Genomic DNA, 24,476 nt, shown 5'->3' with positions numbered 1-24,476 from the left:
CCTGTCCACTCGGGGGCGGCCGGACCGGCGCCTTTGTCGTCGTCTCGCCAAGTCACCCCGTTCGTACTTTCACCACAGGAGCCCCCGATGTTCGAGGCGGTCGAGGAATTGGTCGGCGAACACGCCGATCTTGAGAAGAAGCTCGCCGACCCTTCGGTCCACTCCGATCAGGCCAACGCGCGCAAGCTGAACAAGCGCTACGCGGAGCTGACCCCGATCATCGCGACCTTCCGTGCCTGGAAGCAGTCGGCCGAGGACATCGAGACGGCCAAGGAGTTCGCGGCCGACGACCCGGACTTCATCGCCGAGGTCAAGGAGCTGACCCAGCAGCGCGAGGAGCTCACCGAGAAGCTCCGCCTGCTGCTGGTCCCGCGCGACCCCAGCGACGACAAGGACGTGCTCCTCGAGGTCAAGGCGGGCGCGGGCGGCGACGAGTCGGCGCTGTTCGCCGGCGACCTGCTGCGCATGTACCTGCGCTACGCCGAGCGGGTGGGCTGGAAGACCGAGATCATCGACGCCACCGAGTCCGAGCTCGGCGGCTACAAGGACGTCCAGGTCTCCGTCCGCACCAAGGGCGGCAACGGCGCCACCGAGCCCGGCCAGGGCGTGTGGGCCCGCCTGAAGTACGAGGGCGGCGTGCACCGCGTCCAGCGGGTTCCGGCCACGGAGTCCCAGGGCCGCATCCACACCTCCGCCGCCGGCGTGCTCGTCACCCCGGAGGCCGAGGAGGTCGAGGTCGAGATCAACATGAACGACCTCCGCATCGACGTGTACCGCTCGTCCGGCCCCGGCGGCCAGTCCGTCAACACCACCGACTCGGCCGTGCGCATCACGCACATCCCGACCGGTGTGGTCGCCTCCTGCCAGAACGAGAAGAGCCAGCTCCAGAACAAGGAGCAGGCCATGCGCATCCTGCGCTCGCGCCTGCTGGCCGCCGCCCAGGAAGCCGCCGAGCAGGAGGCCTCCGACGTGCGCCGCAGCCAGGTGCGCAGCGTGGACCGCTCCGAGAAGATCCGTACGTACAACTACCCGGAAAACCGGATCTCGGACCACCGGACCGGTTTCAAGGCGTACAACTTGGACCAGGTGCTCGACGGTGACCTCGACCCGGTCATCCAGGCCTGCGTCGACACCGACTCCGCAGCCAAGCTCGCGGCCGCGCACTGACCTGATCCCTGCTCCACCCCCCCGTTCGACAGCAGCCCGGAGGACCAGCGTGAACTTGCTGCTTGCCGAGGTGGCCCAGGCCACCCAGCGGCTGGCCGCCGCCGGCGTGCCCTCACCGCGTTTCGACGCGGAGGAGCTCGCGGCCTTCGTGCACGGCGTCAAACGGGGGGAACTGCACCACGTCAAGGACGCGGACTTCGACGCCCGCTACTGGGAGGCCGTCGCCCGCCGCGAGGCGCGCGAGCCGCTCCAGCACATCACCGGCCGCGCCTTCTTCCGGTACCTGGAGCTCCAGGTGGGACCCGGGGTCTTCGTGCCCCGGCCCGAGACCGAGTCGGTCGTCGACTGGGCCATACACGCCGTCCGGGCGATGGACGTGGTCGAGCCGATGATCGTGGACCTGTGCACCGGCTCCGGCGCCATCGCGCTGGCCATGGCGCAGGAGGTGCCGCGCTCGCGCGTGCACGCGGTCGAGCTGTCCGAGGACGCCCTGCGGTGGACCCGCAAGAACGCCGAGGGCTCCCGGGTCAGCGTCCACCAGGGCGACGCCCTGAGCGCCCTGCCGGAGCTCGACGGCCAGGTCGACCTGGTCATCTCCAACCCGCCGTACATCCCGCTCACCGAGTGGGAGTACGTCGCACCCGAGGCCCGCGACCACGACCCGGAGATGGCGCTCTTCTCCGGCGAGGACGGCCTGGACACCATCCGCGGCATCGAGCGCACCGCCCACCGGCTGCTGCGGCCCGGCGGCATCGTCGTCATCGAGCACGCCGACACCCAGGGCGGCCAGGTCCCGTGGATCTTCGCCGAGGAACGGGGCTGGGCCGACGCGGCCGACCACCCGGACCTCAACAACCGCCCCCGCTTCGCGACCGCGCGCAAGGCACTGCCGTGACCGGCGCGACGATTTCTGCCACCCCCCTGCTGCACGAGGAGGCCCGCTGATGGCCCGGCGATACGACTGCAACGACGCGACGGACCGTAAGACGGGTCTGCGTGAAGCCGCATCCGCCGTGCGCCGCGGCGAGCTCGTCGTGCTGCCCACCGACACCCTGTACGGGATCGGCGCGGACGCCTTCAGCCCGGAGGCCGTCCACGACCTGCTCGCCGCCAAGGGACGGGGCCGCGGCATGCCCACCCCGGTGCTCATCGGTTCCCCGAACACCCTGCACGGTCTCGTCACGGATTTCTCCGAGCAGGCGTGGGAGCTCGTCGACGCCTTCTGGCCGGGCGCGCTGACGCTGGTCGCCAAGCACCAGCCGTCCCTGGCGTGGGACCTGGGGGACACCGGCGGCACGGTCGCCGTCCGCATGCCCCTGCACCCCGTCGCCATCGAGCTGCTGACCGAGGTCGGCCCGATGGCGGTGTCCTCGGCCAACCTGTCCGGGCACCCGGCGCCGGAGGACTGCGACGCGGCGCGCGAGATGCTCGGGGACTCCGTGTCCGTGTACCTGGACGGCGGCCCGACGCCCGGCATCCAGCCGTCGTCGATCGTCGACGTCACCGGGAAGGTTCCCGTCCTGCTGCGGGAGGGTGCGCTCACCGCCGAGCAGCTGCGGGAGGTCGTACCGGACCTCGAGGTCGCCCCGTGAGCCCTGAGGGGCGTGGCATAGCTGGGGGAACTTTCCGCATACTCCACGTCAGCACCGGCAACGTGTGCCGCTCGCCGATCACCGAGCGGCTGACGCGGCACGCCCTGTCGCACCGGCTCGGCGGGATCGTGACGGGCGACCTCATCGTGGAGAGCGCGGGTACCTGGGGCCACGAGGGGGCCCCGATGGAGGCCAACGCGGCCGCCGTACTGGCGGACTTCGGGGCCGACGCGTCCGGCTTCACCGGGCGGGAACTGCTGGACGAGCACGTCATACGCGCCGACCTGGTCCTGACCGCCACGCGCGACCACCGCGCGCAGGTCATCTCGATGGGTCACTCGGCCGGCCTGCGGACCTTCACGCTGAAGGAATTCACCCGGCTGGTCCGGGCGATAGATCCGGCCACGCTGCCGCCGCTGGACGACGGAATGGCGGAGCGGGCGCGGGCGCTGGTGCGGGCCGCCGCGGCGCTGCGCGGCTGGCTGCTGGCCCCTTCGCCGGACGCCGACGAGGTGTACGACCCGTACGGGGCGCCGATCACCTTCTTCCGCTCGATCGGCGACGAGATCAACCAGGCGTTGGACCCCGTGGTCACGGCCCTGACGGGCGTCACGGCTTCTTCCCGCTGACCTGCGGGCCGGCTGCCGCTGCGCCGCCCCGGGCCCGGCGCCTCGAACGCCGGCGGGGCCGGATGTGCCGGCGGGGCCGGATGTGCCGGCGGGGCCGGACGTGCCGGCGGGGCCGGATCGGGCGGAGTCCCGGCGGCGGCGCCGCAGGGCGCGGTGAGGGCCGCGGGCCTACAGTGGCTGGTACCCGGTACACCTGGAGTCGCGCCATGAGCGTCATCACCCAGCCCACGGACCTGTTGCGGCAGCAGGATCCGCAGATGGCCGACGTGCTCGACGGGGAGGGGCAGCGGCAGGCCCGCAGCCTGCAGCTGATCGCCGCCGAGAACTTCACCTCCGCCGCGGTGCTCGCCGCGCTCGGGTCGCCGCTCGCCAACAAGTACGCCGAGGGGTACCCCGGCAACCGGTACCACGGCGGCTGCGAGTACGCCGACCTGGCCGAGCAGATCGCCGTGGAGCGGGCCAAGGCGCTGTTCGGGGCCGAGCACGCCAATGTGCAGCCGCACTCCGGCTCCTCCGCCGTGCTGGCCGCGTACGCCGCCCTGCTGCGGCCCGGGGACACCGTGCTGGCGATGGGTCTCCCGTACGGGGGACACCTCACCCACGGCTCGCCCGCCAACTTCTCCGGCCGCTGGTTCGACTTCGTCGGGTACGGGGTCGACGCCGAGACGGGTCTGATCGACTACGAGGACGTCCAGGACCTCGCCCGCGCCCACCGGCCCAAGGCGATCGTGTGCGGGTCCATCTCCTACCCCCGCCACCCCGAGTACTCGGCCTTCCGGGAGATCGCCGACGAGGTCGGGGCCTACCTGATCGCCGACGCCGCCCATCCCATCGGGCTGGTGGCCGGCGGAGCCGCGCCCAGTCCCGTGCCCTACGCCGACGTCGTCTGCGCGACCACGCACAAGGTGCTGCGCGGGCCGCGCGGCGGGATGGTCCTGTGCGGCGCCGAGTTCGCCGAGCGCATCGACCGGGCGGTGTTCCCCTTCACCCAGGGCGGCGCCCAGATGCACACCATCGCCGCCAAGGCCGTGGCCTTCGGTGAGGCGGCCCGGCCGGCCTTCACCACGTACGCCCACCGGGTCGTCGCCAATGCCCGGGCGCTCGCGGCCGCCCTCGAGGAGCACGGGTTCACGATCACCACCGGTGGCACCGACACCCATCTGATCACCGCCGACCCGGCGCCGCTGGGCATGGACGGCCCGACCGCGCGCGGCCGGCTGGCCGCCGCCGGGATCGTCCTCGACACCTGCGCCCTCCCGTACGGGGACCAGCGGGGCGTCCGGCTGGGAACGGCCGCCGTGACCACCCAGGGGATGGGGGAGGCGGAGATGCGCCGGATCGCGGCGCTGTTCGCGGCCGGGCTGCGCGGGGACGCCGCGAAGACACGTACGGAGGTCAATGAGCTGGCACTGGAATTCCCCCCTTACAGGGTGTAAGCGGGACAAGAGGGGCGTAGTGCAACCGGGATACGGCCCCCTCGCGTCCTCGGGGGAGGGGACATCGCAGCTAATGTGTGGGGCTGAGATGGCCGGCGATACATCTGGGGCAGCCCGTGCGTGAATATCTGCTGACGCTTTGCGTCACGGTCGCGGTGACCTACCTGCTGACCGGGCCCGTGCGGAAGTTCGCGATCGCGGCCGGGGCCATGCCGGAGATCCGGGCCCGCGACGTGCACCGAGAGCCCACGCCACGGCTGGGCGGCATCGCCATGTTCGGCGGTCTGTGCGCGGGCCTGCTGGTCGCCGACCACCTGCAGAACCTCAACGGCGTCTTCGAGCTGTCGAACGAACCGCGCGCACTGCTCTCCGGCGCGGCGCTGATCTGGCTGATCGGCGTGCTGGACGACAAGTTCGAGATCGACGCCCTGATCAAGCTCGGCGCGCAGATGATCTCCGCCGGCGTGATGGTCATGCAGGGCCTGACGATCCTGTGGATCCCGGTCCCCTTCTTCGGCACGGTGGCGCTCACCCAGTGGCAGGGCAACCTGCTCACCGTGGCCCTCGTGGTGATCACCATCAACGCGGTGAACTTCGTCGACGGCCTCGACGGCCTGGCCGCGGGCATGGTCTGCATCGCCGCCGCGGCGTTCTTCCTCTACTCGTACCGGATCTGGTTCGGCTACGGCATCGAGGCGGCCGCGCCCGCCACCCTCTTCGCCGCGATCCTGATGGGCATGTGCCTCGGCTTCCTGCCGCACAACATGCATCCCGCGCGGATCTTCATGGGCGACTCCGGCTCGATGCTGATCGGCCTGGTGCTCGCCGCCGCCGCCATCTCCATCACCGGCCAGGTGGACCCCGACGCCCTGGCCCTGTACGCGCAGGGCGAGCGCAACGCGACGCACGCGATGCTCCCCGTCTTCATCCCCCTGATCCTGCCCCTGACGATCATCGCGATCCCGATGGCGGACCTGATCCTGGCCATCGTGCGGCGTACCTGGAAGGGCCAGTCGCCCTTCGCGGCCGACCGCGGGCATCTGCACCACCGGCTGCTGGAGCTCGGACATTCGCACAGCCGCGCGGTCCTGATCATGTACTTCTGGTCGGGGCTGATCGCCTTCGGCACGGTGGCGTATTCGGTGCATTCCGCGACGATGTGGATCGTGCTGGCGATCGCCGCGCTGAGCGCCGTGGGCCTGATCCTGCTGCTCCTGCCGCGCTTCACCCCGCGCATCCCGCGCTGGGCGGAGGGTCTGGTTCCGCCGCGCTACCGGCATGCCGCACGGGCGGCCGAGGCCGCCGCGGAAGCGGCCGCTCTGGACGTCTCGGGCGCCGAGCCGGCGCCCGTCAGGCCGATCGCGGCGGGAGTCTCGGGCGTCAACGGGGCGACCGCCGTGGGCCCCCGTTCGCGCTTCCCCGACCGGCGTAAGGCTGAATCCGCCCGCTGACAGCCGCATCGCATGTCCGACATGGTGGCCCTTTACCAGACAACCGGCACGCCTGTCGTGCACACACGCGCAGGGTCCCTCTCATGTGTGACAGTCAGCACACCCGGCAGGTAAAGCTCTCATCAAATAGTTTGTGATACCGTTCACTAAACCCGGCGACAGAGCCGAAGGACCGTAGTGCGACGGTCCCTTGGCCCGAGGTTCTCTCTCGGACCGGGCTTACGCTCGTCCCGTACGAGTCCAGTGCCCCCACCACCACGCGGAGCAAACCGCCATGCGGTCAGATGACGTCCGACTCCTCCTGCAAGCCGCCGTACCCACCGCTGTCGCCGGCGCTCTCGCCGCCGTGATCAGCGGGCTGGTCGTCGGCGGTAAGGGTGCGATCGGAGCAGTCGTCGCGACGCTGGTCGTGATTTTGTTCATGGGCATCGGATTCGTCGTTCTGCAGCGCACGGCGAAATCACTCCCGCATCTCTTCCAGGCCATGGGGCTCATGCTCTACACGGCCCAGATCCTGCTGCTTTTCGTGTTTGTCGCGGCGTTCAAGAACACCACCCTGTTCAACCCCAAGGCGTTCGCGATCACGCTCGTGGCCACCACCCTCGTGTGGATCGGCGCGCAGACCCGTGCTCACATGAAGGCCAAGATTCTTTACGTCGAGCCGGACTCGACGAAGGGCGACAAGCCCGAAAATCCTGGGCCGAAGTCGTGAAGGGTAGGGCCGGGATAAGTGGGCGTTCGAGATCCTGCTATCGTCCGGTGCCAACTGCGGCACTGCGGGCGCGGGCATCTGAAGCTGACGCCTGTTCCATCGCGAGGCTCGATGCCTGACTGCCGCCCCACCATCCGTTACACCAGTCCAGTGCCGAACCGCGGCCGCGCGCCGCGCCGACACAACGAGGTTGCCGTACCTATGCGCCACGCTGAAGGAGCCCTGCGGTGAGTGCTGCTGACATGACGCTCGCCTTCGAGATCAATTGTCATTTCGAAGACGGCACTGGCTGCGGCTTCCCGGGCCCGACCCTGTACTCGTTCCTGTTCCACCCGATCTTCGGTGACGCGGACAGCAACCTGTACTTCAACAAGACGATGCTCCTGGCCCTGCTGGGCTCGATCGTCATCGTCGGCTTCTTCTGGGCCGCGTTCCGGAAGCCGAAGGTCGTCCCGGGCAAGCTGCAGATGGTCGCCGAGGCCGGCTACGACTTCGTGCGCCGCGGCATCGTCTACGAGACGCTGGGCAAGAAGGAGGGCGAGAAGTACGTCCCCTTCATGGTCGCGACGTTCTTCTTCGTCTGGATGATGAACCTCTGGTCCATCGTCCCGCTCGCCCAGTTCCCGGTGACCGCGGTCATCGCGTACCCGGCCGGCCTGGCCCTCGTCATCTACGTCATGTGGATGTCGGTGACCTTCAAGCGGCACGGCTTCGTGGGCGGCTTCAAGAACATCACGGGCTACGACAAGTCGCTCGGCCCGGTTCTGCCGATGGTCATGATCATCGAGTTCTTCTCGAACGTCCTGGTCCGTCCCTTCACCCACGCGGTCCGACTGTTCGCGAACATGTTCGCCGGTCACACCCTGCTGCTGCTGTTCACCATCGCCAGCTGGTACCTGCTGAACGGGATCGGCATCGCGTACGCGGGCGTCTCGTTCGTCATGGTGATCGTGATGACCGCGTTCGAGCTCTTCATCCAGGCTGTCCAGGCCTACGTCTTCGTGCTCCTGGCTTGCAGCTTCCTGCAGGGCGCGCTCGCCGAGCACCACTGAGCGCGACCCGCTCCAAGCAATCCCCCCAGTCGTCCGGTGGCCAACCCCCACCGGTCCGTGAAAGAGAAGGAAGAACTGGCATGTCCCAGACCCTTGCTGCCGTCACCGGTTCCCTCAGCTCCGTTGGCTACGGCCTCGCGGCGATCGGCCCCGGCGTCGGCGTCGGCATCATCTTCGGTAACGGCACCCAGGCGCTCGCCCGTCAGCCCGAAGCTGCCGGTCTGATCCGCGCCAACCAGATCCTCGGCTTCGCCTTCTGTGAGGCGCTCGCCCTCATCGGTCTGGTCATGCCGTTCGTCTACAGCTGACGAACCCCACGACTAGTTCGAATCGACGAAAGGCACTGATGTGAACCTCCTGGTTCTGGCGGCCGAGGAGCCTCAAAACCCCCTCGTCCCGCCGATCCCCGAGCTCGTCATCGGTCTGATCGCCTTCGTCATCGTCTTCGGTTTCCTCGCGAAGAAGCTCCTCCCGAACATCAACAAGGTTCTGGAAGAGCGCCGCGAGGCGATCGAGGGCGGTATCGAGAAGGCTGAGGCCGCTCAGACCGAGGCCCAGAGCGTGCTGGAGCAGTACAAGGCCCAGCTCGCCGAAGCCCGGCACGAGGCCGCGCGCCTGCGCCAGGAAGCGCTGGAGCAGGGCACTGCGCTCAAGGAAGAACTGCGCGCAGAGGGCCAGCGGCAGCGTGAGGAGATCATCGCTGCCGGCCACGCCCAGATCGCGGCGGACCGCAAGGCCGCTTCCCAGGCGCTGCGTCAGGACGTGGGCAAGCTCGCCACCGACCTGGCCGGAAAGCTCGTCGGCGAGTCCCTCGAGGACCACGCCCGGCAGAGCCGCACCATCGACCGCTTCCTCAGCGAGCTTGAGGAGAAGGCCGAGGCGGCCCGATGAACGGAGCGAGCCGCGAGGCGCTGGCCTCCGCGCGTGAGCGTCTCGACGCGCTGACGGACAACACGTCCGTCGACGCGGCGAAGCTCGCCGGTGAGCTGGCTGCCGTCACCGCGCTGCTCGACCGTGAGGTCTCGCTGCGTCGGGTCCTCACCGACCCGGCGCAGTCCGGCGAGGCCAAGGCCGAGCTGGCCGGACGGCTGCTCGGCGGCCAGGTCGGCGGGGAGACCCTCGACCTGGTGTCCGGCATGGTCCGGTCCCGCTGGTCGCAGTCCCGCGACCTGGTGGACTCGCTGGAGGAGCTGGCGGCTACCGCCGACCTCACGGCGGCCCAGCAGGGCGACGCGCTCGACAACGTCGAGGACGAGGTGTTCCGGTTCGGCCGGATCGTCTCCTCGAGCACCGAGCTGCGTTCCGCGCTGACCGACCGCGCGGCGACCGCCTCCGCCAAGAGCGAGCTGCTGCGCAGCCTGCTCGGCGGCAAGGTGAACGCCGTCACCGAGCGCCTGGTGATCCGTCTTGTCACGCACCCGCGTGGACGTAGCCTGGAAGCGGGACTCGAGTCCCTTTCCAAGCTCGCCGCCGAGCGCCGTGACCGCATGGTCGCCACCGTGACCAGCGCGGTTCCGCTCAGCGACGTGCAGAAGTCGCGTCTCGGCGCGGTGCTGGCCAAGCTGTACGGCCGCCAGATGCACCTGAACCTCGACGTGGACCCCGAGGTCCTCGGCGGGATCTCGGTGCGAGTCGGCGACGAGGTCATCGACGGCACCATCGCGGACCGCCTCGCAGAGGCGTCCCGCCGCATGGCCGGCTGACCAGCCACCAATAGAACAAAGCATTCCTAGCGGCCCGGTTGGGCCGTGCAGAACTTGCAGAAGATTCCTGGGGGTCGCCCCCAGACCCCTAAGAAGCTTCAGGCCCAACAAGGAGAGCAGGGAACCCAGATGGCGGAGCTCACGATCCGGCCGGAGGAGATCCGGGACGCACTGGAGAACTTTGTCCAGTCGTACCAGCCGGACGCGGCCTCGCGCGAGGAGGTCGGAACGGTCAGCGTTGCCGGCGACGGCATCGCGAAGGTGGAGGGCCTGCCCTCCGCCATGGCGAACGAGCTGCTGAAGTTCGAGGACGGCACCCTCGGTCTCGCCCTCAACCTCGAGGAGCGCGAGATCGGTGCGGTCGTCCTCGGCGAGTTCAGCGGCATCGAGGAGGGCCAGCCGGTGCAGCGCACCGGTGAGGTGCTCTCCGTCGGCGTCGGCGAGGGCTACCTCGGCCGCGTCGTCGACCCGCTCGGCAACCCGATCGACGGTCTCGGCGAGATCGCGACCGAAGGCCGCCGCGCCCTCGAGCTGCAGGCCCCCGGCGTCATGGTCCGCAAGTCGGTCCACGAGCCGATGCAGACCGGCTACAAGGCCATCGACGCGATGGTCCCCGTCGGCCGCGGCCAGCGTCAGCTGATCATCGGCGACCGTCAGACGGGTAAGACCGCTCTGGCCGTCGACACGATCATCAACCAGCGCGACAACTGGCGCTCCGGTGACGTGAACAAGCAGGTTCGCTGCATCTACGTCGCCATCGGCCAGAAGGGCTCGACCATCGCGTCCGTCCGCGGCGCGCTGGAAGACGCGGGCGCGCTCGAGTACACGACGATCGTCGCCGCCCCGGCGTCCGACCCGGCCGGCTTCAAGTACCTGGCGCCGTACACCGGTTCCGCCATCGGCCAGCACTGGATGTACGCCGGCAAGCACGTCCTGATCATCTTCGACGACCTGTCGAAGCAGGCCGACGCCTACCGCGCCGTGTCGCTGCTGCTGCGCCGCCCGCCGGGCCGCGAGGCCTACCCGGGTGACGTCTTCTACCTGCACTCCCGTCTGCTGGAGCGCTGCGCGAAGCTGTCCGACGACATGGGCGCCGGTTCGATGACCGGTCTGCCGATCGTCGAGACCAAGGCGAACGACGTGTCGGCGTTCATCCCGACCAACGTCATCTCCATCACCGACGGTCAGTGCTTCCTCGAGTCCGACCTGTTCAACGCGGGCCAGCGCCCGGCGCTGAACGTCGGTATCTCGGTCTCCCGCGTCGGTGGCTCCGCCCAGCACAAGGCCATGAAGCAGGTTTCCGGCCGTCTGCGCCTGGACCTCGCCCAGTACCGTGAGCTGGAGGCGTTCGCCGCCTTCGGTTCCGACCTGGACGCCGCTTCGAAGGCCTCGCTGGAGCGCGGCAAGCGCCTGGTCGAGCTGCTGAAGCAGGGCCAGTACCAGCCGATGCCCGTCGAGGAGCAGGTCATCTCCGTCTGGGCCGGTACCACCGGCAAGATGGACGACGTCCCGGTCAACGACATCCGTCGCTTCGAGTCGGAGCTGCTGGAGCACCTGCGCCGCGAGCGCAAGGACCTCCTCACCTCCATCGCCGACGGCGGCAAGATGTCGGACGACACCCTGACGTCGATCGCGGACGCCATCGCCGGCTTCAAGCGCCAGTTCGAGACCTCGGACGGCAAGCTCCTGGGCGAGGACGCACCGGCCGTCAACGTCTCCAAGTGACGACGGAAGGGACCTGACTCATGGGAGCGCAGCTCCGGGTCTACAAGCGTCGCATCCGTGCCATCACGGCGACCAAGAAGATCACCAAGGCGATGGAGATGATCGCCGCCTCGCGCATCGTCAAGGCGCAGCGCAAGGTGGCGGCGTCGATGCCGTACGCGACCGAGCTCACCCGTGCGGTGACTGCGGTGGCGACCGGCTCGAACACCAAGCACGCCCTGACCACCGAGGTCGAGACGCCGACCCGTGCCGCGATCCTGCTCATCACGAGCGACCGCGGTCTGGCCGGCGGCTACTCCTCGAACGCCATCAAGCAGGCGGAGCGGCTCACCGAGCGGCTGCGCGCTGAGGGCAAGGAGGTCGACACGTACATCGTCGGCCGCAAGGGTGTCGCCTACTTCGGGTTCCGCGAGCGCAAGGTCGCGGACTCGTGGACCGGCTTCACCGACAGCCCGGCCTACGCCGACGCCAAGCGCGTCGCCGGACCGCTGATCGAGGCCATCCAGCTGGACACGGCCGAGGGCGGCGTCGACGAGCTGCACGTCGTCTACACGGAATTCGTGTCGATGATGACGCAGAACGCGGTGGACGGCCGGATGCTGCCGCTCAGCCTCGACAAGGCTCCGGACGAGGACGGTGCGAAGGGCGAGATCCTTCCGCTGTTCGACTTCGAGCCGTCGGCGGAGGACGTCCTCGACGCCCTGCTGCCGCGCTACGTCGAGAGCCGTATCTACAACGCACTGCTGCAGTCGGCCGCTTCCGAGCACGCCGCCCGCCGCCGCGCGATGAAGTCGGCGACCGACAACGCCGGAGACCTCATCAAGAGCCTCTCCCGGCTTGCCAACGCGGCCCGCCAGGCCGAAATCACCCAGGAAATCAGCGAGATCGTCGGTGGCGCGAGCGCCATGGCTGACGCGACCGCGGGGAGTGACAAGTAATGACGACCACTGTTGAGACGGCCGCCGCCACGGGCCGCGTCGCCCGGGTCATCGGCCCGGTCGTCGACGTGGAGTTCCCCGTCGACGCCATGCCCGAGATCTACAACGCCCTCAAGGTCCAGGTCGCAGACCCGGCCGAGGACGGCAAGCTCAAGACCCTGACCCTCGAGGTCGCGCAGCACCTGGGTGACGGCCTCGTCCGTACCATCTCGATGCAGCCGACCGACGGTCTGGTCCGCCAGGCCCCGGTGACCGACACGGGCGAGGGCATCACCGTCCCCGTCGGTGACTTCACCAAGGGCAAGGTGTTCAACACCCTCGGTGAGGTGCTGAACTACCCGGAGGAGAACGCCAACGTCACCGAGCGCTGGCCGATCCACCGCAAGGCGCCCCGCTTCGACGAGCTCGAGTCGAAGACCGAGATGTTCGAGACCGGCGTCAAGGTCATCGACCTTCTCACCCCGTACGTCAAGGGTGGAAAGATCGGTCTGTTCGGTGGTGCCGGTGTCGGCAAGACCGTTCTGATCCAGGAAATGATCTACCGCGTCGCCAACAACCACGACGGTGTGTCGGTCTTCGCGGGCGTCGGTGAGCGCACCCGTGAGGGCAACGACCTCATCGAGGAAATGGCCGACTCGGGCGTCATCGACAAGACGGCGCTCGTCTTCGGCCAGATGGACGAGCCCCCGGGCACGCGTCTTCGCGTCGCGCTGGCCGGTCTGACCATGGCGGAGTACTTCCGCGATGTGCAGAAGCAGGACGTGCTCTTCTTCATCGACAACATCTTCCGGTACACCCAGGCGGGTTCCGAGGTGTCGACCCTGCTCGGCCGCATGCCCTCCGCGGTGGGTTACCAGCCGAACCTGGCCGACGAGATGGGTCTCCTCCAGGAGCGCATCACCTCGACCCGTGGTCACTCGATCACCTCGATGCAGGCGATCTACGTCCCCGCGGACGACCTGACCGACCCGGCGCCGGCGACCACCTTCGCCCACCTCGACGCGACGACGGTTCTTTCCCGTCCGATCTCCGAGAAGGGCATCTACCCGGCCGTGGACCCGCTGGACTCGACGTCCCGCATCCTCGACCCGCGGTACATCGCGGCGGACCACTACGCCACGGCGATGCGCGTCAAGGGGATCCTCCAGAAGTACAAGGACCTCCAGGACATCATCGCGATCCTCGGTATCGACGAGCTGGGCGAGGAGGACAAGCTCGTTGTCCACCGTGCCCGTCGCGTCGAGCGCTTCCTGTCGCAGAACACCCACGTGGCGAAGCAGTTCACCGGTGTGGACGGTTCGGACGTTCCGCTCGACGAGTCGATCACCGCGTTCAACGCGATCTGCGACGGTGACTACGACCACTTCCCCGAGCAGGCGTTCTTCCTGTGCGGTGGCATCGAGGACCTGAAGGCCAACGCCAAGGAGCTGGGCGTCTCCTGATCCGGCGCGCTCCGCGAGGGGCGCACCGGTTCGCAGGCCACCGGCGAACGCTGACGGTGTCTGCAGACGGAGAGGGGCGGGTGTGTCCCGTCCCTCTCCCCACGCCCATTAGAATTTGACCCAACACCCGGCTGACCCGCCGGGTGGTGACCCGAGGAGCCACCTTGGCTGCTGAGCTGCACGTCGAGCTGGTCGCGGCGGACCGCAATGTCTGGTCCGGCGAGGCCACCCTTGTTGTCGCCCGCACCACGTCCGGCGACATCGGCGTCATGCCCGGTCACCAGCCGCTTCTCGGTGTGCTGGAATCGGGCCCTGTGACCATCCGCACCAGCGAGGGCGGCACTGTCGTCGCCGCGGTGCACGGCGGTTTCATCTCGTTCGCGGACAACAAGCTGTCCCTGCTGGCCGAGATCGCCGAGCTCGCGGACGAGATTGACGTCCAGCGTGCGGAGCGGGCACTGGAGCGTGCGAAGGCGGAGGCCGATGCCGCCGCCGAGCGTCGCGCTGATGTCCGGCTGCGCGCCGTAACGGGCTGAACGCCCGTCGGAGTTTGAACCGCTGAGTACCGGGGGGCGACCGCCGGGGCTCAGCAGACCTCAGCCGCGGTCCGTTCTGGAATTTTCCAGACCGGGTCGCGGCTGTGGCGATGCAGGTCTGTTTTTTTCTCATGCGTATTCGATGAGCGAGGAGGTCGGTGAAGATGCTCCTCGCTCTGCTTGTGAGCGGCCTGGTCGTAGCCCTGGTGGTGATCGGGTTGTTTGTCTTCGGACTGCGCCGCAGGCTCATCCAGCGGTCCGGCGGGACCTTCGACTGCAGCATGCGCTGGGGCGTGGCCGACAAGCCCGACGTCTCCGGCAAGGGCTGGGTGTACGGGGTCGCGCGCTACAGCGGTGACCGGATCGAGTGGTTCCGGGTGTTCTCGTACTCCCACCGGCCCCGCCGGCTGCTGGAGCGTTCCTCCATCGAGGTCATCGCCCGCCGCGCCCCTGAGGGCGAGGAGGAGCTGGCCCTGCTCTCCGACGCCGTCGTGCTCGGCTGTGTCCACCGCGGGACCCGCCTGGAGCTGGCGATGAGCGAGGACGCGCTGACCGGCTTCCTGGCCTGGCTGGAGGCGGCGCCTCCGGGGCAGCGGGTGAACGTGGCCTGACGTCCTTCGGACGTGAAGAAGCCGGGGAGACGGGGGCGGACCCGTCTCCCCGGCTTCCGTCTTGCTACTGCAGACCGGTGTGGATCGCGTTCGCGAGCTCACCGTTGCCGGTGTCGCCGCTGAACTCCCAGAAGAAGGCTCCCTTGAGGCCCTGCTGCTTGGCCCAGGTCATCTTCCCGGCGATGGTCGCGGGGGTGTCGTAGCTCCACCAGTTGCCGCCGCACTTGGCGTAGGCGGTGCCGGCGACGGTGCCGGTGGCCGGGCAGCTGGTCTTGAGCACCTTGTAGTCCTCGATGCCCTGCTCGTAGGTGCCCGGTGCCGGTCCGGTGGCGGTGCCGCCGGGGGCCGCCTGGGTGACGCCCGTCCAGCCGCGGCCGTAGAAGCCGATGCCGAGGTTGAGCTTGGCGCCGGGGACGCCCTTGGCCTTGAGCTTGGCGATGGCGTCCGCCGAGTTGAAGCCGGCCTGCGGGATGCCCGCGTACGACGTGAGCGGGGAGTGCGGGGCCGTCGGACCTTGCGCCGCCCAGGCGCCGAAGAAGTCGTACGTCATCACGTTGTAGAAGTCGACGTACTGCGCGGCGCCGCCGTAGTCGGCCGCGTCGATCTTGCCCCCGCTGGAGGCGTCGGCGGTGATGGCAGCGGTGACCAGGTTGTTCGCGCCGAACTTGGCACGCGTGGCCTGCATCAGGTTCTTGAAGGCGGCGGCGCCGCTGGTGTCACAGGACAGTCCGCAGGCGTTCGGGTACTCCCAGTCCAGGTCGATCCCGTCGAAGACGTCGGCCCAGCGCGGGTCCTCGACCAGGTTGTAGCAGGACTGGGCGAAGGCGGTCGGGTTGGCCGCGGCCTGCGGGAACCCGCCGGACCAGGTCCAGCCGCCGAAGGACCACAGGATCTTGATGTGGGGATAGGCCTTCTTCAGCTTGCGCAGCTGGTTGAAGTTGCCGCGCAGCGGCTGGTCCCAGGTGTCGGCGACGCCGTCGACGCTCTGGTCGGCGGTGTAGGCCTTGTCGTGGTCGGCGTAGGCGTCACCGATGGTGCACTGGCCGTTCTGGACGTTGCCGAAGGCGTAGTTGATGTGGGTGATCTTGCCCGCCGTACCCGAGGTGACCAGGTTCTTCACGTGGTAGTTGCGCCCGTAGACGCCCCACTCGGTGAAGTAGCCGAGCTTGACCTTGCCGCCCGGGTCCGGGGGAATGACGCCGCCGGTCGTCGTCACCGAGACCGTGCCGGAGGAGGGGCCGGTCTGGTCGGCGGTGTCACGGGCGGTGATGCTGTACGTGTACGTGGTGCCCTTGGTCAGGCCCGAGTCCGCGTAACCGGTGCCGGTGACGGTGGCGATCTTGGCGGAGCCCCGGTAGACGTCGTAGTTCTTGACGCCCTTGTCGTCGCCGGCGGGGGACCAGCTCAGGCTGAGCGAGGTGTCGGCGACGTTGCTCGCGGTGGGGGTGCCGGGAGCCGTGGGAGGAGCGTCGCCGGGCGGGGTGGTGCCGTCACAGGAGGCGCCGTTGATCTTGCAGCCGGTGGGGGAGCCGCTGCCGGCGCCGTTGAAGCCGAAGCCGGCGGTCGCGCCGGGGGCGAGGGTGCCGTTCCAGCCGACGTTCTTGGCCGTCCAGTGGGTGCCCGAGCTGGTGACGGTGGCGTCCCAGGCCGAGGTGACCGAGGTGCCGGCCGGGTAGTCCCACTCCACGGTCCAGCTGGTGAGGGTGGTGGTGCCGGTGTTCTTCACCACCCACTTGCCCTCGAAGCCGGTGCCCCAGTCGGAGACCTTGGTGTACGTCGCGGTCGCGGCGGCGGCCGCCTGGGCCGGGGCGGCGAGCACGACGAGCCCGGTGACGGGCAGGGCGAGCGCGGCCACGATCGCCGCGACGCGGGTGAAGAACCGGGTGCGCCTGGTGCGGGGTGGGGATGCTGTGCTCAAGGGTGATCCTCCGTAGGTCCGTCTCGGTCGTGGGGGACCTCGACATGGGGGTGGGACCTGCGCCGCCCGTGAGCACGCTTTGTCATGGCACGCTCACCACAGTGTTGCGGCGAGCGTAGAAAGGTCTGGACCAACCGTCAAGAGGTCCAGACCGGTACGCGCCGCGCCGTCCGGAGCCGGAGCTAGATCCCCAACTCCTGGGCCAGTACCGAGGCTTGGAGCCGGCTGCGGAGATCCAGTTTGCCGAGCAGGCGGCTGACGTGCGTCTTCGCCGTCGCCTCCGCCATCTCCAGCCGCTCGGCGATCTCCGCGTTCGACAGGCCCTCGCCCAGCGCGCTCAGCACCTCCCGTTCCCGCGGGGTCAGCGAGGCCACCGCCGCGGCCGTCTCCGGCGCCGGGGTGGCCCGCGCCGCCCGGGGAGCCGCGAACTCGGCGATCAGCCGCCTGGTCACCGCGGGGGCGATCAGGCCCTCCCCGCGCGCGACCGTCCGTACCGCCTCGATCAGCTCCGCCGCGTCCGCGTTCTTCAGGAGGAAGCCCGCGGCCCCCGCCCGCAGCGCCCCGAAGACGTACTCGTCGAGGTCGAAGGTGGTCAGCACCAGGACGTCGGCCAGACCCTCCGCGACCACCTCGCGCGTCGCGGACACCCCGTCCAGCCTGGGCATCTGCACGTCCATGAGGACGAGGTCCGGGCGCAGCTCCCGGGCCAGGCGCACCGCCTCCTCCCCGTCGGCGGCCTCGCCCACCACCTCGATGTCCCCCGCGCTGCGCAGGATGAGCACCAGCCCGGCCCGCACCGCGCCCTGATCCTCCGCCACCACCACCCGGATGGTCATGCCTCCACCGCCTTCTCCTTGGCGGGCAGTGTCGCCCGCACCTGCCACACCGCGCCGGACCGGCCCGCCGCGAAGTCTCCGCCCAGCAGCTCCGTCCGCTCCCGCATGCCGATCAGCCCGGCCCCGGAGCCGGGGGCGCGGGGGCCCGGCCGGTCCCCGTAGGGCGAGTCCACCCGCACGGTCAGCAGTCCGTCCGTGTGCGCCACACGGACCGTGACCGTCCCCGGGGCGGCGTGCTTGAGCGCGTTGGTCAGCGACTCCTGGACGATCCGGTACGCCGCCAGCTCCACCGGGGCAGCCGTCTCCTCCCCGGGCGGCCGCTCGTCGTGGAGCACGAAGTCCAGCCCGCTCGCCGAGCCGTTGGTCCTCGCCTGTCCGACCAGGGCGTCCAGACCGTCCAGGGAGGGCACGGCGACCGGCTCCTGCTCGGCCCCGGCCTCCCGCAGCAGCCCGATCAGGCGGCGCATCTCGGCCAGCCCCTGCACGCTGTTCTCCCGGATCACCCCGAGCGCCTCGCGGCTGGTGGCGGCCGTGTCGATGGAGAGCGCGGCGGTGGAGTGGATCGCGATGGCGGACAGGTGGTTGGCCACCATGTCGTGCAGCTCGCGGGCCATCCGTGCGCGTTCGGCGACCACGGCCTGGCTGCGGTCCATCTCGGCCAGCAGCGCGGTCTGCTCGGCGCGCAGCCGGGCGGCGACGGCTGCCTCGCGGTGGTTGCGCAGCGTGGCGCCGGTCAGCGCCGGGGCGAAACTGACGAGGCCGGTGACCACGCCGATCAGCAGGGCTTCCGGGGTACGCAGCCAGGCCAGGAAGCCGATGGTGACGGCCACGGTGATCAGGCCGGTGCTGACCGGGAGCCGCCGGGCCGTGGCGGGCTTCCCGTAGACGACGGCCGCGTACATCAGGTCGGTGAAGATCAGGACGGTGGTGAGGCTGCCGACCGTGAACTCGTTGGCGACCACGCCGAGGGTGCCGACGGCGAGGGCCACCGACGGCCTGGAGCGGCGCAGCAGCTCCATCGCGCTGAGGGCCACGAGCGGGACCAGGGCGGCCCATTCGGGCAGGAGGTGCCGGTTCGAACTGCTGTAGATCCCCAGTGACCACATCACCAGGCCCGCGAGGAGGCCGACCACGGCGAGGAGGACGTCGTGGCGGTGCGGGCGCAGGCTCTTCGTGGTCACGGTCCCATCCAACAGCGTGTGCGGGCCGCGCACGTCGGCGGAGGGGCCGACGTGCGGCTACATCGAAGGATGCAGGCACAGGTCGTCAGCGGCGACGACGCGACCGGCCCGGCGGGACGGGAGTCTGGGAGGGAACCGGGAACCTAGCGGACGGAGAGTCCCTTGATCGTCGCGCTGATCATCGCCTGTGAGGTCGGCTTCTGGGTGCTGCTGGTGGCCGGCCTGGCCCTGCGCTACCTCGCGCGGATGCCCCGGCTGGGGGCGGCGGTCCTGCTGTGCGAGCCGCTGATGGAGCTGGTCCTGCTGGTGGTCACCACGCTCGACCTCAAGAACGGCGCCGAGCCCGACTGGAAGCACGGTGTGGCCGCGCTCTACATCGGCTACACCGTCGCCTACGGCCACTACACGATCAAGTGGCTCGACGGACACGCCGCGCACCGGCTGGCCGGGGGGCCCAAGCCGGCCGGCGCCGGGTACGGGAAGGCGCGGGCCGTGCACGAATGGAAGCTGTGGGTCCGTACCCTCGTCGCCGCCGCGGTCGCCCTGGGCCTGCTCCAGGCGGCCATCTGGTACCTCGGCGACGCGGGCGACGCCAGCTCGCTCGAGGCGTGGCAGTTCGGCGCCCTGCGGGCGGTCGGCATCCACGCCCTGGTCGCCGTCGCCTACACGATCTGGCCGAAAAAGGCCCCCGCGGGCGTCGACGAGCGGCCCGTACTGGCGAAGACCGAGCGGTAGCGGTACCGGGGGCCACGGGGGTGGCCCCCCGCGGCGGCCGGCGGCGCCCCGCGCGTCACCGGTCGCCGCCCGGCACCCACAGCACGTCCCCGACCTCCTTGTTGGCCACCCGGGCCAGGATGAAGAGCAGGTCGGAGAGGCGGTTCAGATAGGTGGCGGTCAGCGGGTTCATCACCTCGCCGTGCACCTCCAGCGCCGCCCACGTCGAGCGCTCGGCGCGCCGGACCACCGTGCAGGCCTGGTGCAGCAGGGCCGCGCCGGGGGTGCCGCCGGGCAGGATGAAGCTGCGCAGCTTCTCCACCTGCTCCAGGAAGTGGTCGCAGTCCGCCTCCAGCTTGTCGACGTAGAACTGCTCCACCCGCAGCGGCGGGTACTCCGGCTTCTCGACGACCGGGGTGCACAGGTCCGCGCCCACGTCGAACAGGTCGTTCTGCACGCGGACCAGGACCTTCACGACCTCCGCGGTGAGCCCGCCGAGCGCGATGGCCGTCCCGATGGCCGCGTTGGCCTCGTTGGCGTCGGCGTACGCGGAGATCCGCAGGTCGGTCTTGGCCGTGCGGCTCATGTCGCCCAGGGCGGTCGTGCCCGAGTCGCCGGTACGGGTGTAGATGCGCGTGAGGTTCACCATGCGGCCAGCGTAGACGGACCGCCCCCGGCCGCGGCGAGCCGGAGGACGGGTGAACTGGACGGCCGGGCAGGGCTGCTGGGCCGTACCGGTGTGATGTCCGTCATCTGAGACGTGACGCGTGTTACTTCGCGGTCACACCGCACCGCCCGGGCGCTAGTCTCCGCCGGAGTGGCTACGAGACCGTGCCGTAATGAGACTGGTCATTTGAAGAACGTGGGGTGTGCAGTGGCTGGGAAGCTCGCCGTCATCGGTGCCGGACTGATGGGTTCCGGGATCGCTCAGGTCTCCGCTCAGGCGGGTTGGGACGTCGTGCTGCGTGATGTCACCGACGCCGCGCTGACCCGGGGCACGGACGGGATCAAGGCCTCGTACGACAAGTTCGTCTCCAAGGGGAAGATGACGGCCGAGGACGCCGAGGCGGCGCTCGCGCGCATCACGACGACCACCGACCTCGACGCGGTGGCCGACGTGGACATCGTCGTGGAAGCCGTCTTCGAGAAGATCGAGATCAAGCACGAGATCTTCCGCGCCCTCGACAAGATCGTGCGCGAGGACGCCATCCTCGCCTCCAACACCTCCGCCATCCCGATCACCAAGATCGCGGCCGTGACGGAGCGTCCGGAGCGGGTCGTCGGCGCGCACTTCTTCTCGCCCGTCCCGATGATGCAGCTGTGCGAGCTCGTGCGCGGCTACAAGACGAGCGACGAAACCCTCGCCACCACCCGGGCGTTCGCCGAGTCCGTCGGCAAGACCTGCATCGTCGTCAACCGCGACGTCGCCGGTTTCGTGACGACCCGTCTGATCTCCGCGCTGGTCGTCGAGGCCGCAAAGCTGTACGAGTCGGGCGTGGCCTCCGCCGAGGACATCGACATCGCCTGCAAGCTGGGCTTCGGGCACGCGATGGGGCCGCTGGCCACCGCCGACCTCACGGGCGTCGACATCCTGCTGCACGCCACCAGCAACATCTACACCGAGTCGCAGGACGAGAAGTTCGCGCCGCCGGAGCTGATGCGCCGCATGGTGGACGCCGGCGACATCGGCCGCAAGAGCGGGCAGGGCTTCTACAAGCACTGAGGCCCGGGCCGGCCGTCGAGCGCCACCGTTCGAATATTGGTTCACCCCTCAGGGTGAATTAGGTATCGGTTCGCTCACGGTCGGCAACTTCCCTGCCCGTGGGGCAGTCAGTTCAAGTGAGAGTTGCCGACCACGGACCAGTCGGACCATACGTACGCAGTACTGCACTGCCGGGAGTACACATGCACATCAGGGGCGACCACGCCGAACTCGCTGTCGGGGGCCGCCTCGACGTGCGCAGCGCGGCGGACGCCCGTACGGCCCTCCACGCCGCGCTCGACGACGGCCACGGCGACCTCGTGCTCGACCTCACCGGCCTCGACTCCTGGGACGCGACCGGCCTCGGCGTCATCATGGGCGCCCACAGGCGGGCCGGCCGGACCGGCCGCCGCCTCGTCCTGCGCGGGGTGCCGCCGCAGATGCAGCGGCTGCTCGTCGCGACCAGGCTGCACCGGATCCTCGCGATCGAGGGCGGCCTGGAAGCCGAGTCCCTGCCCCGCGTCTGAACGGCAAGCCGCTGACCTTTGCATTTCCTGCGGAAACGTAACGGTCCGGTGGTGATCGCACCCCTGCGGTTTCCCGCACGACCGGCCACGGTCTAGGGTTCGGGCGGAAACCGGACCAGGAGCGACCGCGGGTGCGCCGAGGCCGGGCGGTACGACGGCGAGGCGCGCGGCCCGCGATCGGGGGACTGGATCATGGACCGAATACAGGGGCAGACCGAGCAGGACGGGCAGCCCGCAGGCGGGTCCGCACCGCCCGTGCCCGGATCCGGGCAGGCTCCGGCCCCGTCCGGCGCGACCGCCGCGCCCACAGCGACCACCGTGCCCACAGCGACCACCGTGCCCACGGTGACCGTCGCACCCGCGGCACAGGGGCCCGCGCGGGTCGTGAGCCTGACCGCGGGCGACTTCATGCTCACCGTCAACCCGGTCGACGGCAGCGAGATCGAGCCGCTCCGCCCCGGCACCGAGCGGAGCCGCCCCGCCAAGCGCGACGCGGCCGCCCGTGCCGCCCGGGACACCGCCGCACGGCCCCCCGCCCTGCCGGGCCCCGCCGTCCCCGCACGGCCGCTGCTCGCCCGCGAGGAGGAGCAGGAGCGCCTCGTCCGCCTGCTGGCCCGGGGCCGGTCCGTACGGCTGACCGGACCTTCGGGATCCGGTCGCAGCGTGCTGCTCGACGCGGTCGCCGCCCGGTGCGCGGGCCTCGCGCCCGACGGCGTCGTACGGCTCTCCGGGTACGGGCACCAGCAGTCCTCCGAACTCCTCCAGACGCTCTACGCGACCGTGTACGAGGCTCCGGGGGAGCGGCCCGAGCGCGACGAGCTCCTCGCCCGCGTCCGGGACATCGGCGCCATCGTCCTCCTCGACGACCTGGAGATGGGCGGCACCGCGCTCGACGAGCTGCTGCGCGCCACCCCCGAATGCGCCTACCTGCTCGCCGCGACCCCCGACACCCGTTCCCCCTCCGACGACTCGCACATCGAAGAGGTCTTCCTCGGCGGGCTGGGCAAGGCCGACTGCGTGGACCTCCTCGAAGCGGGCCTCGGGAGGCCGCTGACGGACGAGGAGACCGCCTGGGCGGGGGACCTGCGCTTCGCCTCAGAGGGGCTGCCGCTGCGCTCCGTACAGGCCGCCGCGCTGCTGCGGCAGCGGGACGAGCTCAACCACGCCGCCGAGGACGACGACGAGGAGGAGCCCGGCGTCTTCGACGAGCGCCCGCGCGACCCCGCGCAGGTGCCACTGCCGACGCTGGCCGAGGGCGCGGCCCCGGCCGAGCTGCTGGCCTCGCGGGTCAGCGAGTCGGCGCGCGCCGCCCTGCGGATCGCCTGCGCGCTCGGCGGTGAGCTGCCGCACCACGCGCACCTGCCGGCGCTGGTGGGGGACACCCACGCCGACACGGCGGTGGCCGAGCTGCTGGCCTGCGGGCTGCTGACGCCCGTCGGGACGCGCTACCGGCTGGCCGACGGCGTCGCACGACAGCTGGAGGAGGTCGGTTACGGGGACACCGCGGCGGAGGAGGCCCGGACGGCCGCCCGGCACTACGCCTGGTGGACCGGGCACGCCTCGGTGACCCCGGAGCGGGTCGCGGCCGAGGCGGACGCGGTCCTCGCGGCGCTGGCCGGTGCCGACGTGGTGGCGGCGGTGCTGCTGGCACGGACGGCGGCTCCGGCGTTCGCGGGCTCGCTGCACTGGGAGGCCTGGGAGCGGGTGCTGCGCTCCGGGGCGGAGGCCGCGCGCAAGGCGGGAGAGGTCGCCGAGCAGGCGTACTTCCACCACGAGCTCGGCGTGCTGGCCCTGTGCGAGGGGCGCCTGGACCGGGCGCGGGCCGAGCTGGAGACCTCGATCGGGCTGCGGGGCGCGCTGGCGGACAAGCGGGGCACGGTGGCCGGACGGCGCGCGCTGGCGCTGGTCGTGGACCGCGAGACGGCAGAGTCGGCTCCGTCGCCGCCGCTGAGGCTCGAGGCGCCGGCGGCCCTGGCGGCGGCTTCGGAGGCGGTGACGACGGCGACCCCGGCCGCTCCGGCGGCCTCCCCGGCCCCTGCGGCCCCGGCCGCGAACCGGCAGACGCCGTCCCTCGCGCCGACCCGGTCCGCCCGCGTCGCCCCGGTGGTCCCGGTGGGCCCCGTCTCCGCCGAGGCGGTGACGCGGATGACCCCGGTGGTGCCGGTGTCCCGGAGCTCGGAGCCGCCCACGACGCTGTCGGAGGTGTTCGAGGACGCCTTCCCGCTGTCGCCGAAGCCGGCCGCGCCCGCCGCCCTCCCGAAGCCGGCGCCCGCGCCGGCCAAGGATGCGGGCCGGCGCCGGCTGGTGCTGCTGGCCGGCGCGGGAGCACTGACGGTGGTGGCGCTGGGCACGGTCGTGGCCCTGGCGCTGGGTTCCTCGGACGACGCGCCGCCGGCGCAGGTCCCGGCGGTCTCCCTGACCCCGACGGCCGTGGTCCCGCCGACCGTGCCGAGCACCAACGGGAACGATCCTGCACCGGAGCCGCCGGCCTCGGCCCCCGCGTCGGCGTCGGAGGCCGTGCAGCCGGGACAGAGCGCCGCCGCCCCGACCCCCGGCCGCACTCCGGGACGGACCCCGTCCCGGAGTGAGGCCGGGGGTCGGGGC

The 24,476-nt window shown here is 70.5% G+C and carries 24 protein-coding genes; 20 read left to right on the top strand and 4 right to left on the bottom strand.

Translation table 11 applies throughout. The annotated features are described in order from the left end of the window. The first annotated feature begins 87 nt into the window (after positions 1-87). The 16 genes from prfA to PV721_RS16080 all read left to right on the top strand — a co-directional run bounded on the left by prfA (position 88) and on the right by PV721_RS16080 (position 14,994). On the top strand, positions 88-1,167 hold the full coding sequence (gene prfA, locus PV721_RS16155; RefSeq protein ID WP_319724670.1) for a peptide chain release factor 1: 1,080 nt from the start codon (positions 88-90) through the stop codon (positions 1,165-1,167). Between the two features lie 49 nt (positions 1,168-1,216). Continuing rightward, entirely contained in the window at positions 1,217-2,062 is an 846-nt protein-coding gene (prmC, locus tag PV721_RS16150; protein WP_030708130.1) for a peptide chain release factor N(5)-glutamine methyltransferase, read from the top strand. A 49-nt stretch (positions 2,063-2,111) separates the two neighbouring features. Beyond that, positions 2,112-2,759: an L-threonylcarbamoyladenylate synthase gene (locus PV721_RS16145; RefSeq protein WP_319724668.1), complete on the top strand. Its 648-nt coding sequence runs from the start codon at positions 2,112-2,114 to the stop codon at positions 2,757-2,759. After that, positions 2,756-3,388, top strand: coding sequence for a protein-tyrosine-phosphatase (locus PV721_RS16140; RefSeq protein ID WP_319724666.1), 633 nt, complete (start codon positions 2,756-2,758; stop codon positions 3,386-3,388). The genes PV721_RS16145 and PV721_RS16140 overlap by 4 nt, the downstream gene beginning before the upstream one ends. A gap of 206 nt (positions 3,389-3,594) precedes the next feature. After that, the gene (glyA, locus tag PV721_RS16135; RefSeq protein WP_319724664.1) at positions 3,595-4,824 is read left to right on the top strand and encodes a serine hydroxymethyltransferase; all 1,230 of its coding nucleotides are present in this window, start codon (positions 3,595-3,597) and stop codon (positions 4,822-4,824) included. Between the two features lie 116 nt (positions 4,825-4,940). After that, positions 4,941-6,275, top strand: coding sequence for an MraY family glycosyltransferase (locus PV721_RS16130; RefSeq protein WP_319724662.1), 1,335 nt, complete (start codon positions 4,941-4,943; stop codon positions 6,273-6,275). Between the two features lie 274 nt (positions 6,276-6,549). Beyond that, positions 6,550-6,987, top strand: a complete 438-nt coding sequence (locus tag PV721_RS16125) for a hypothetical protein (protein ID WP_319724660.1) — start codon at positions 6,550-6,552, stop codon at positions 6,985-6,987. A gap of 242 nt (positions 6,988-7,229) precedes the next feature. Beyond that, a complete protein-coding gene (gene atpB / locus PV721_RS16120; RefSeq protein ID WP_319724687.1) occupies positions 7,230-8,039 on the top strand; it encodes a F0F1 ATP synthase subunit A in 810 nt (269 codons plus the stop codon). A gap of 80 nt (positions 8,040-8,119) precedes the next feature. Next, complete coding sequence (gene atpE, locus PV721_RS16115; protein WP_030386954.1) at positions 8,120-8,347, top strand: ATP synthase F0 subunit C; 228 nt, start codon at positions 8,120-8,122, stop codon at positions 8,345-8,347. 40 nt (positions 8,348-8,387) lie between these two features. Further along, entirely contained in the window at positions 8,388-8,930 is a 543-nt protein-coding gene (locus tag PV721_RS16110; RefSeq protein ID WP_030826858.1) for a F0F1 ATP synthase subunit B, read from the top strand. Next, positions 8,927-9,742 (top strand): F0F1 ATP synthase subunit delta, encoded by an 816-nt coding sequence (locus PV721_RS16105; protein ID WP_319724650.1) that lies wholly within the window; start codon positions 8,927-8,929, stop codon positions 9,740-9,742. Before PV721_RS16110 ends, PV721_RS16105 begins: the two co-directional genes overlap by 4 nt. A gap of 129 nt (positions 9,743-9,871) precedes the next feature. After that, positions 9,872-11,467 carry a F0F1 ATP synthase subunit alpha gene (atpA, locus tag PV721_RS16100; protein ID WP_267032624.1) on the top strand — a complete coding sequence of 532 codons (1,596 nt, stop codon included), beginning with the start codon at positions 9,872-9,874 and terminating at the stop codon, positions 11,465-11,467. Positions 11,468-11,487: 20 nt separating this feature from the next. Continuing rightward, positions 11,488-12,405, top strand: coding sequence for a F0F1 ATP synthase subunit gamma (locus PV721_RS16095; protein ID WP_319724646.1), 918 nt, complete (start codon positions 11,488-11,490; stop codon positions 12,403-12,405). After that, positions 12,405-13,847, top strand: coding sequence for a F0F1 ATP synthase subunit beta (atpD, locus tag PV721_RS16090; protein WP_266784486.1), 1,443 nt, complete (start codon positions 12,405-12,407; stop codon positions 13,845-13,847). Before PV721_RS16095 ends, atpD begins: the two co-directional genes overlap by 1 nt. Before the next feature lie 164 nt (positions 13,848-14,011). Further along, positions 14,012-14,383 carry a F0F1 ATP synthase subunit epsilon gene (locus PV721_RS16085; RefSeq protein ID WP_030708154.1) on the top strand — a complete coding sequence of 124 codons (372 nt, stop codon included), beginning with the start codon at positions 14,012-14,014 and terminating at the stop codon, positions 14,381-14,383. A gap of 164 nt (positions 14,384-14,547) precedes the next feature. Continuing rightward, entirely contained in the window at positions 14,548-14,994 is a 447-nt protein-coding gene (locus PV721_RS16080; protein ID WP_319724642.1) for a DUF2550 domain-containing protein, read from the top strand. Between the two features lie 64 nt (positions 14,995-15,058). Here the strand turns inward: PV721_RS16080 and PV721_RS16075 are convergent, their stop codons facing one another. From PV721_RS16075 to PV721_RS16065, 3 genes are all read right to left on the bottom strand, one after another. After that, positions 15,059-16,912 (bottom strand): glycoside hydrolase family 18 chitinase, encoded by a 1,854-nt coding sequence (locus tag PV721_RS16075; protein ID WP_319724640.1) that lies wholly within the window; start codon positions 16,910-16,912, stop codon positions 15,059-15,061. Between the two features lie 182 nt (positions 16,913-17,094). Next, on the bottom strand, positions 17,095-17,748 hold the full coding sequence (locus PV721_RS16070) for a response regulator transcription factor (protein WP_319724638.1): 654 nt from the start codon (positions 17,746-17,748) through the stop codon (positions 17,095-17,097). Continuing rightward, on the bottom strand, positions 17,745-18,929 hold the full coding sequence (locus tag PV721_RS16065; protein ID WP_319724636.1) for a sensor histidine kinase: 1,185 nt from the start codon (positions 18,927-18,929) through the stop codon (positions 17,745-17,747). Before PV721_RS16065 ends, PV721_RS16070 begins: the two co-directional genes overlap by 4 nt. Before the next feature lie 162 nt (positions 18,930-19,091). On the opposite strand from PV721_RS16065, the gene PV721_RS16060 reads away from it, so the two are divergent. Continuing rightward, the gene (locus PV721_RS16060) at positions 19,092-19,664 is read left to right on the top strand and encodes a hypothetical protein (RefSeq protein ID WP_319724635.1); all 573 of its coding nucleotides are present in this window, start codon (positions 19,092-19,094) and stop codon (positions 19,662-19,664) included. Positions 19,665-19,719: 55 nt separating this feature from the next. On the opposite strand, the gene PV721_RS16055 is transcribed toward PV721_RS16060, so the two are convergent. After that, positions 19,720-20,292, bottom strand: a complete 573-nt coding sequence (locus PV721_RS16055) for a cob(I)yrinic acid a,c-diamide adenosyltransferase (RefSeq protein ID WP_319724633.1) — start codon at positions 20,290-20,292, stop codon at positions 19,720-19,722. Positions 20,293-20,517: 225 nt separating this feature from the next. Here PV721_RS16055 and PV721_RS16050 point away from each other — a divergent pair, with 225 nt between their 5' ends. From PV721_RS16050 to PV721_RS16040, 3 genes are all read left to right on the top strand, one after another. Then, a complete protein-coding gene (locus PV721_RS16050) occupies positions 20,518-21,366 on the top strand; it encodes a 3-hydroxyacyl-CoA dehydrogenase family protein (protein ID WP_319724631.1) in 849 nt (282 codons plus the stop codon). A gap of 182 nt (positions 21,367-21,548) precedes the next feature. Continuing rightward, entirely contained in the window at positions 21,549-21,872 is a 324-nt protein-coding gene (locus PV721_RS16045) for an STAS domain-containing protein (RefSeq protein ID WP_133896866.1), read from the top strand. A 192-nt stretch (positions 21,873-22,064) separates the two neighbouring features. Beyond that, the coding region (locus tag PV721_RS16040) for an ATP-binding protein (RefSeq protein WP_319724627.1) at positions 22,065-24,476 on the top strand (2,412 nt) is incomplete at its 3' end.

It is taken from the genome of Streptomyces sp. MB09-01 (genome assembly GCF_033794505.1).
Taxonomy (GTDB): Bacteria; Actinomycetota; Actinomycetes; order Streptomycetales; family Streptomycetaceae; genus Streptomyces.
Note: the sequence above shows the minus strand (reverse complement) of the source record. Positions and strands in the feature narration are given on the sequence as shown.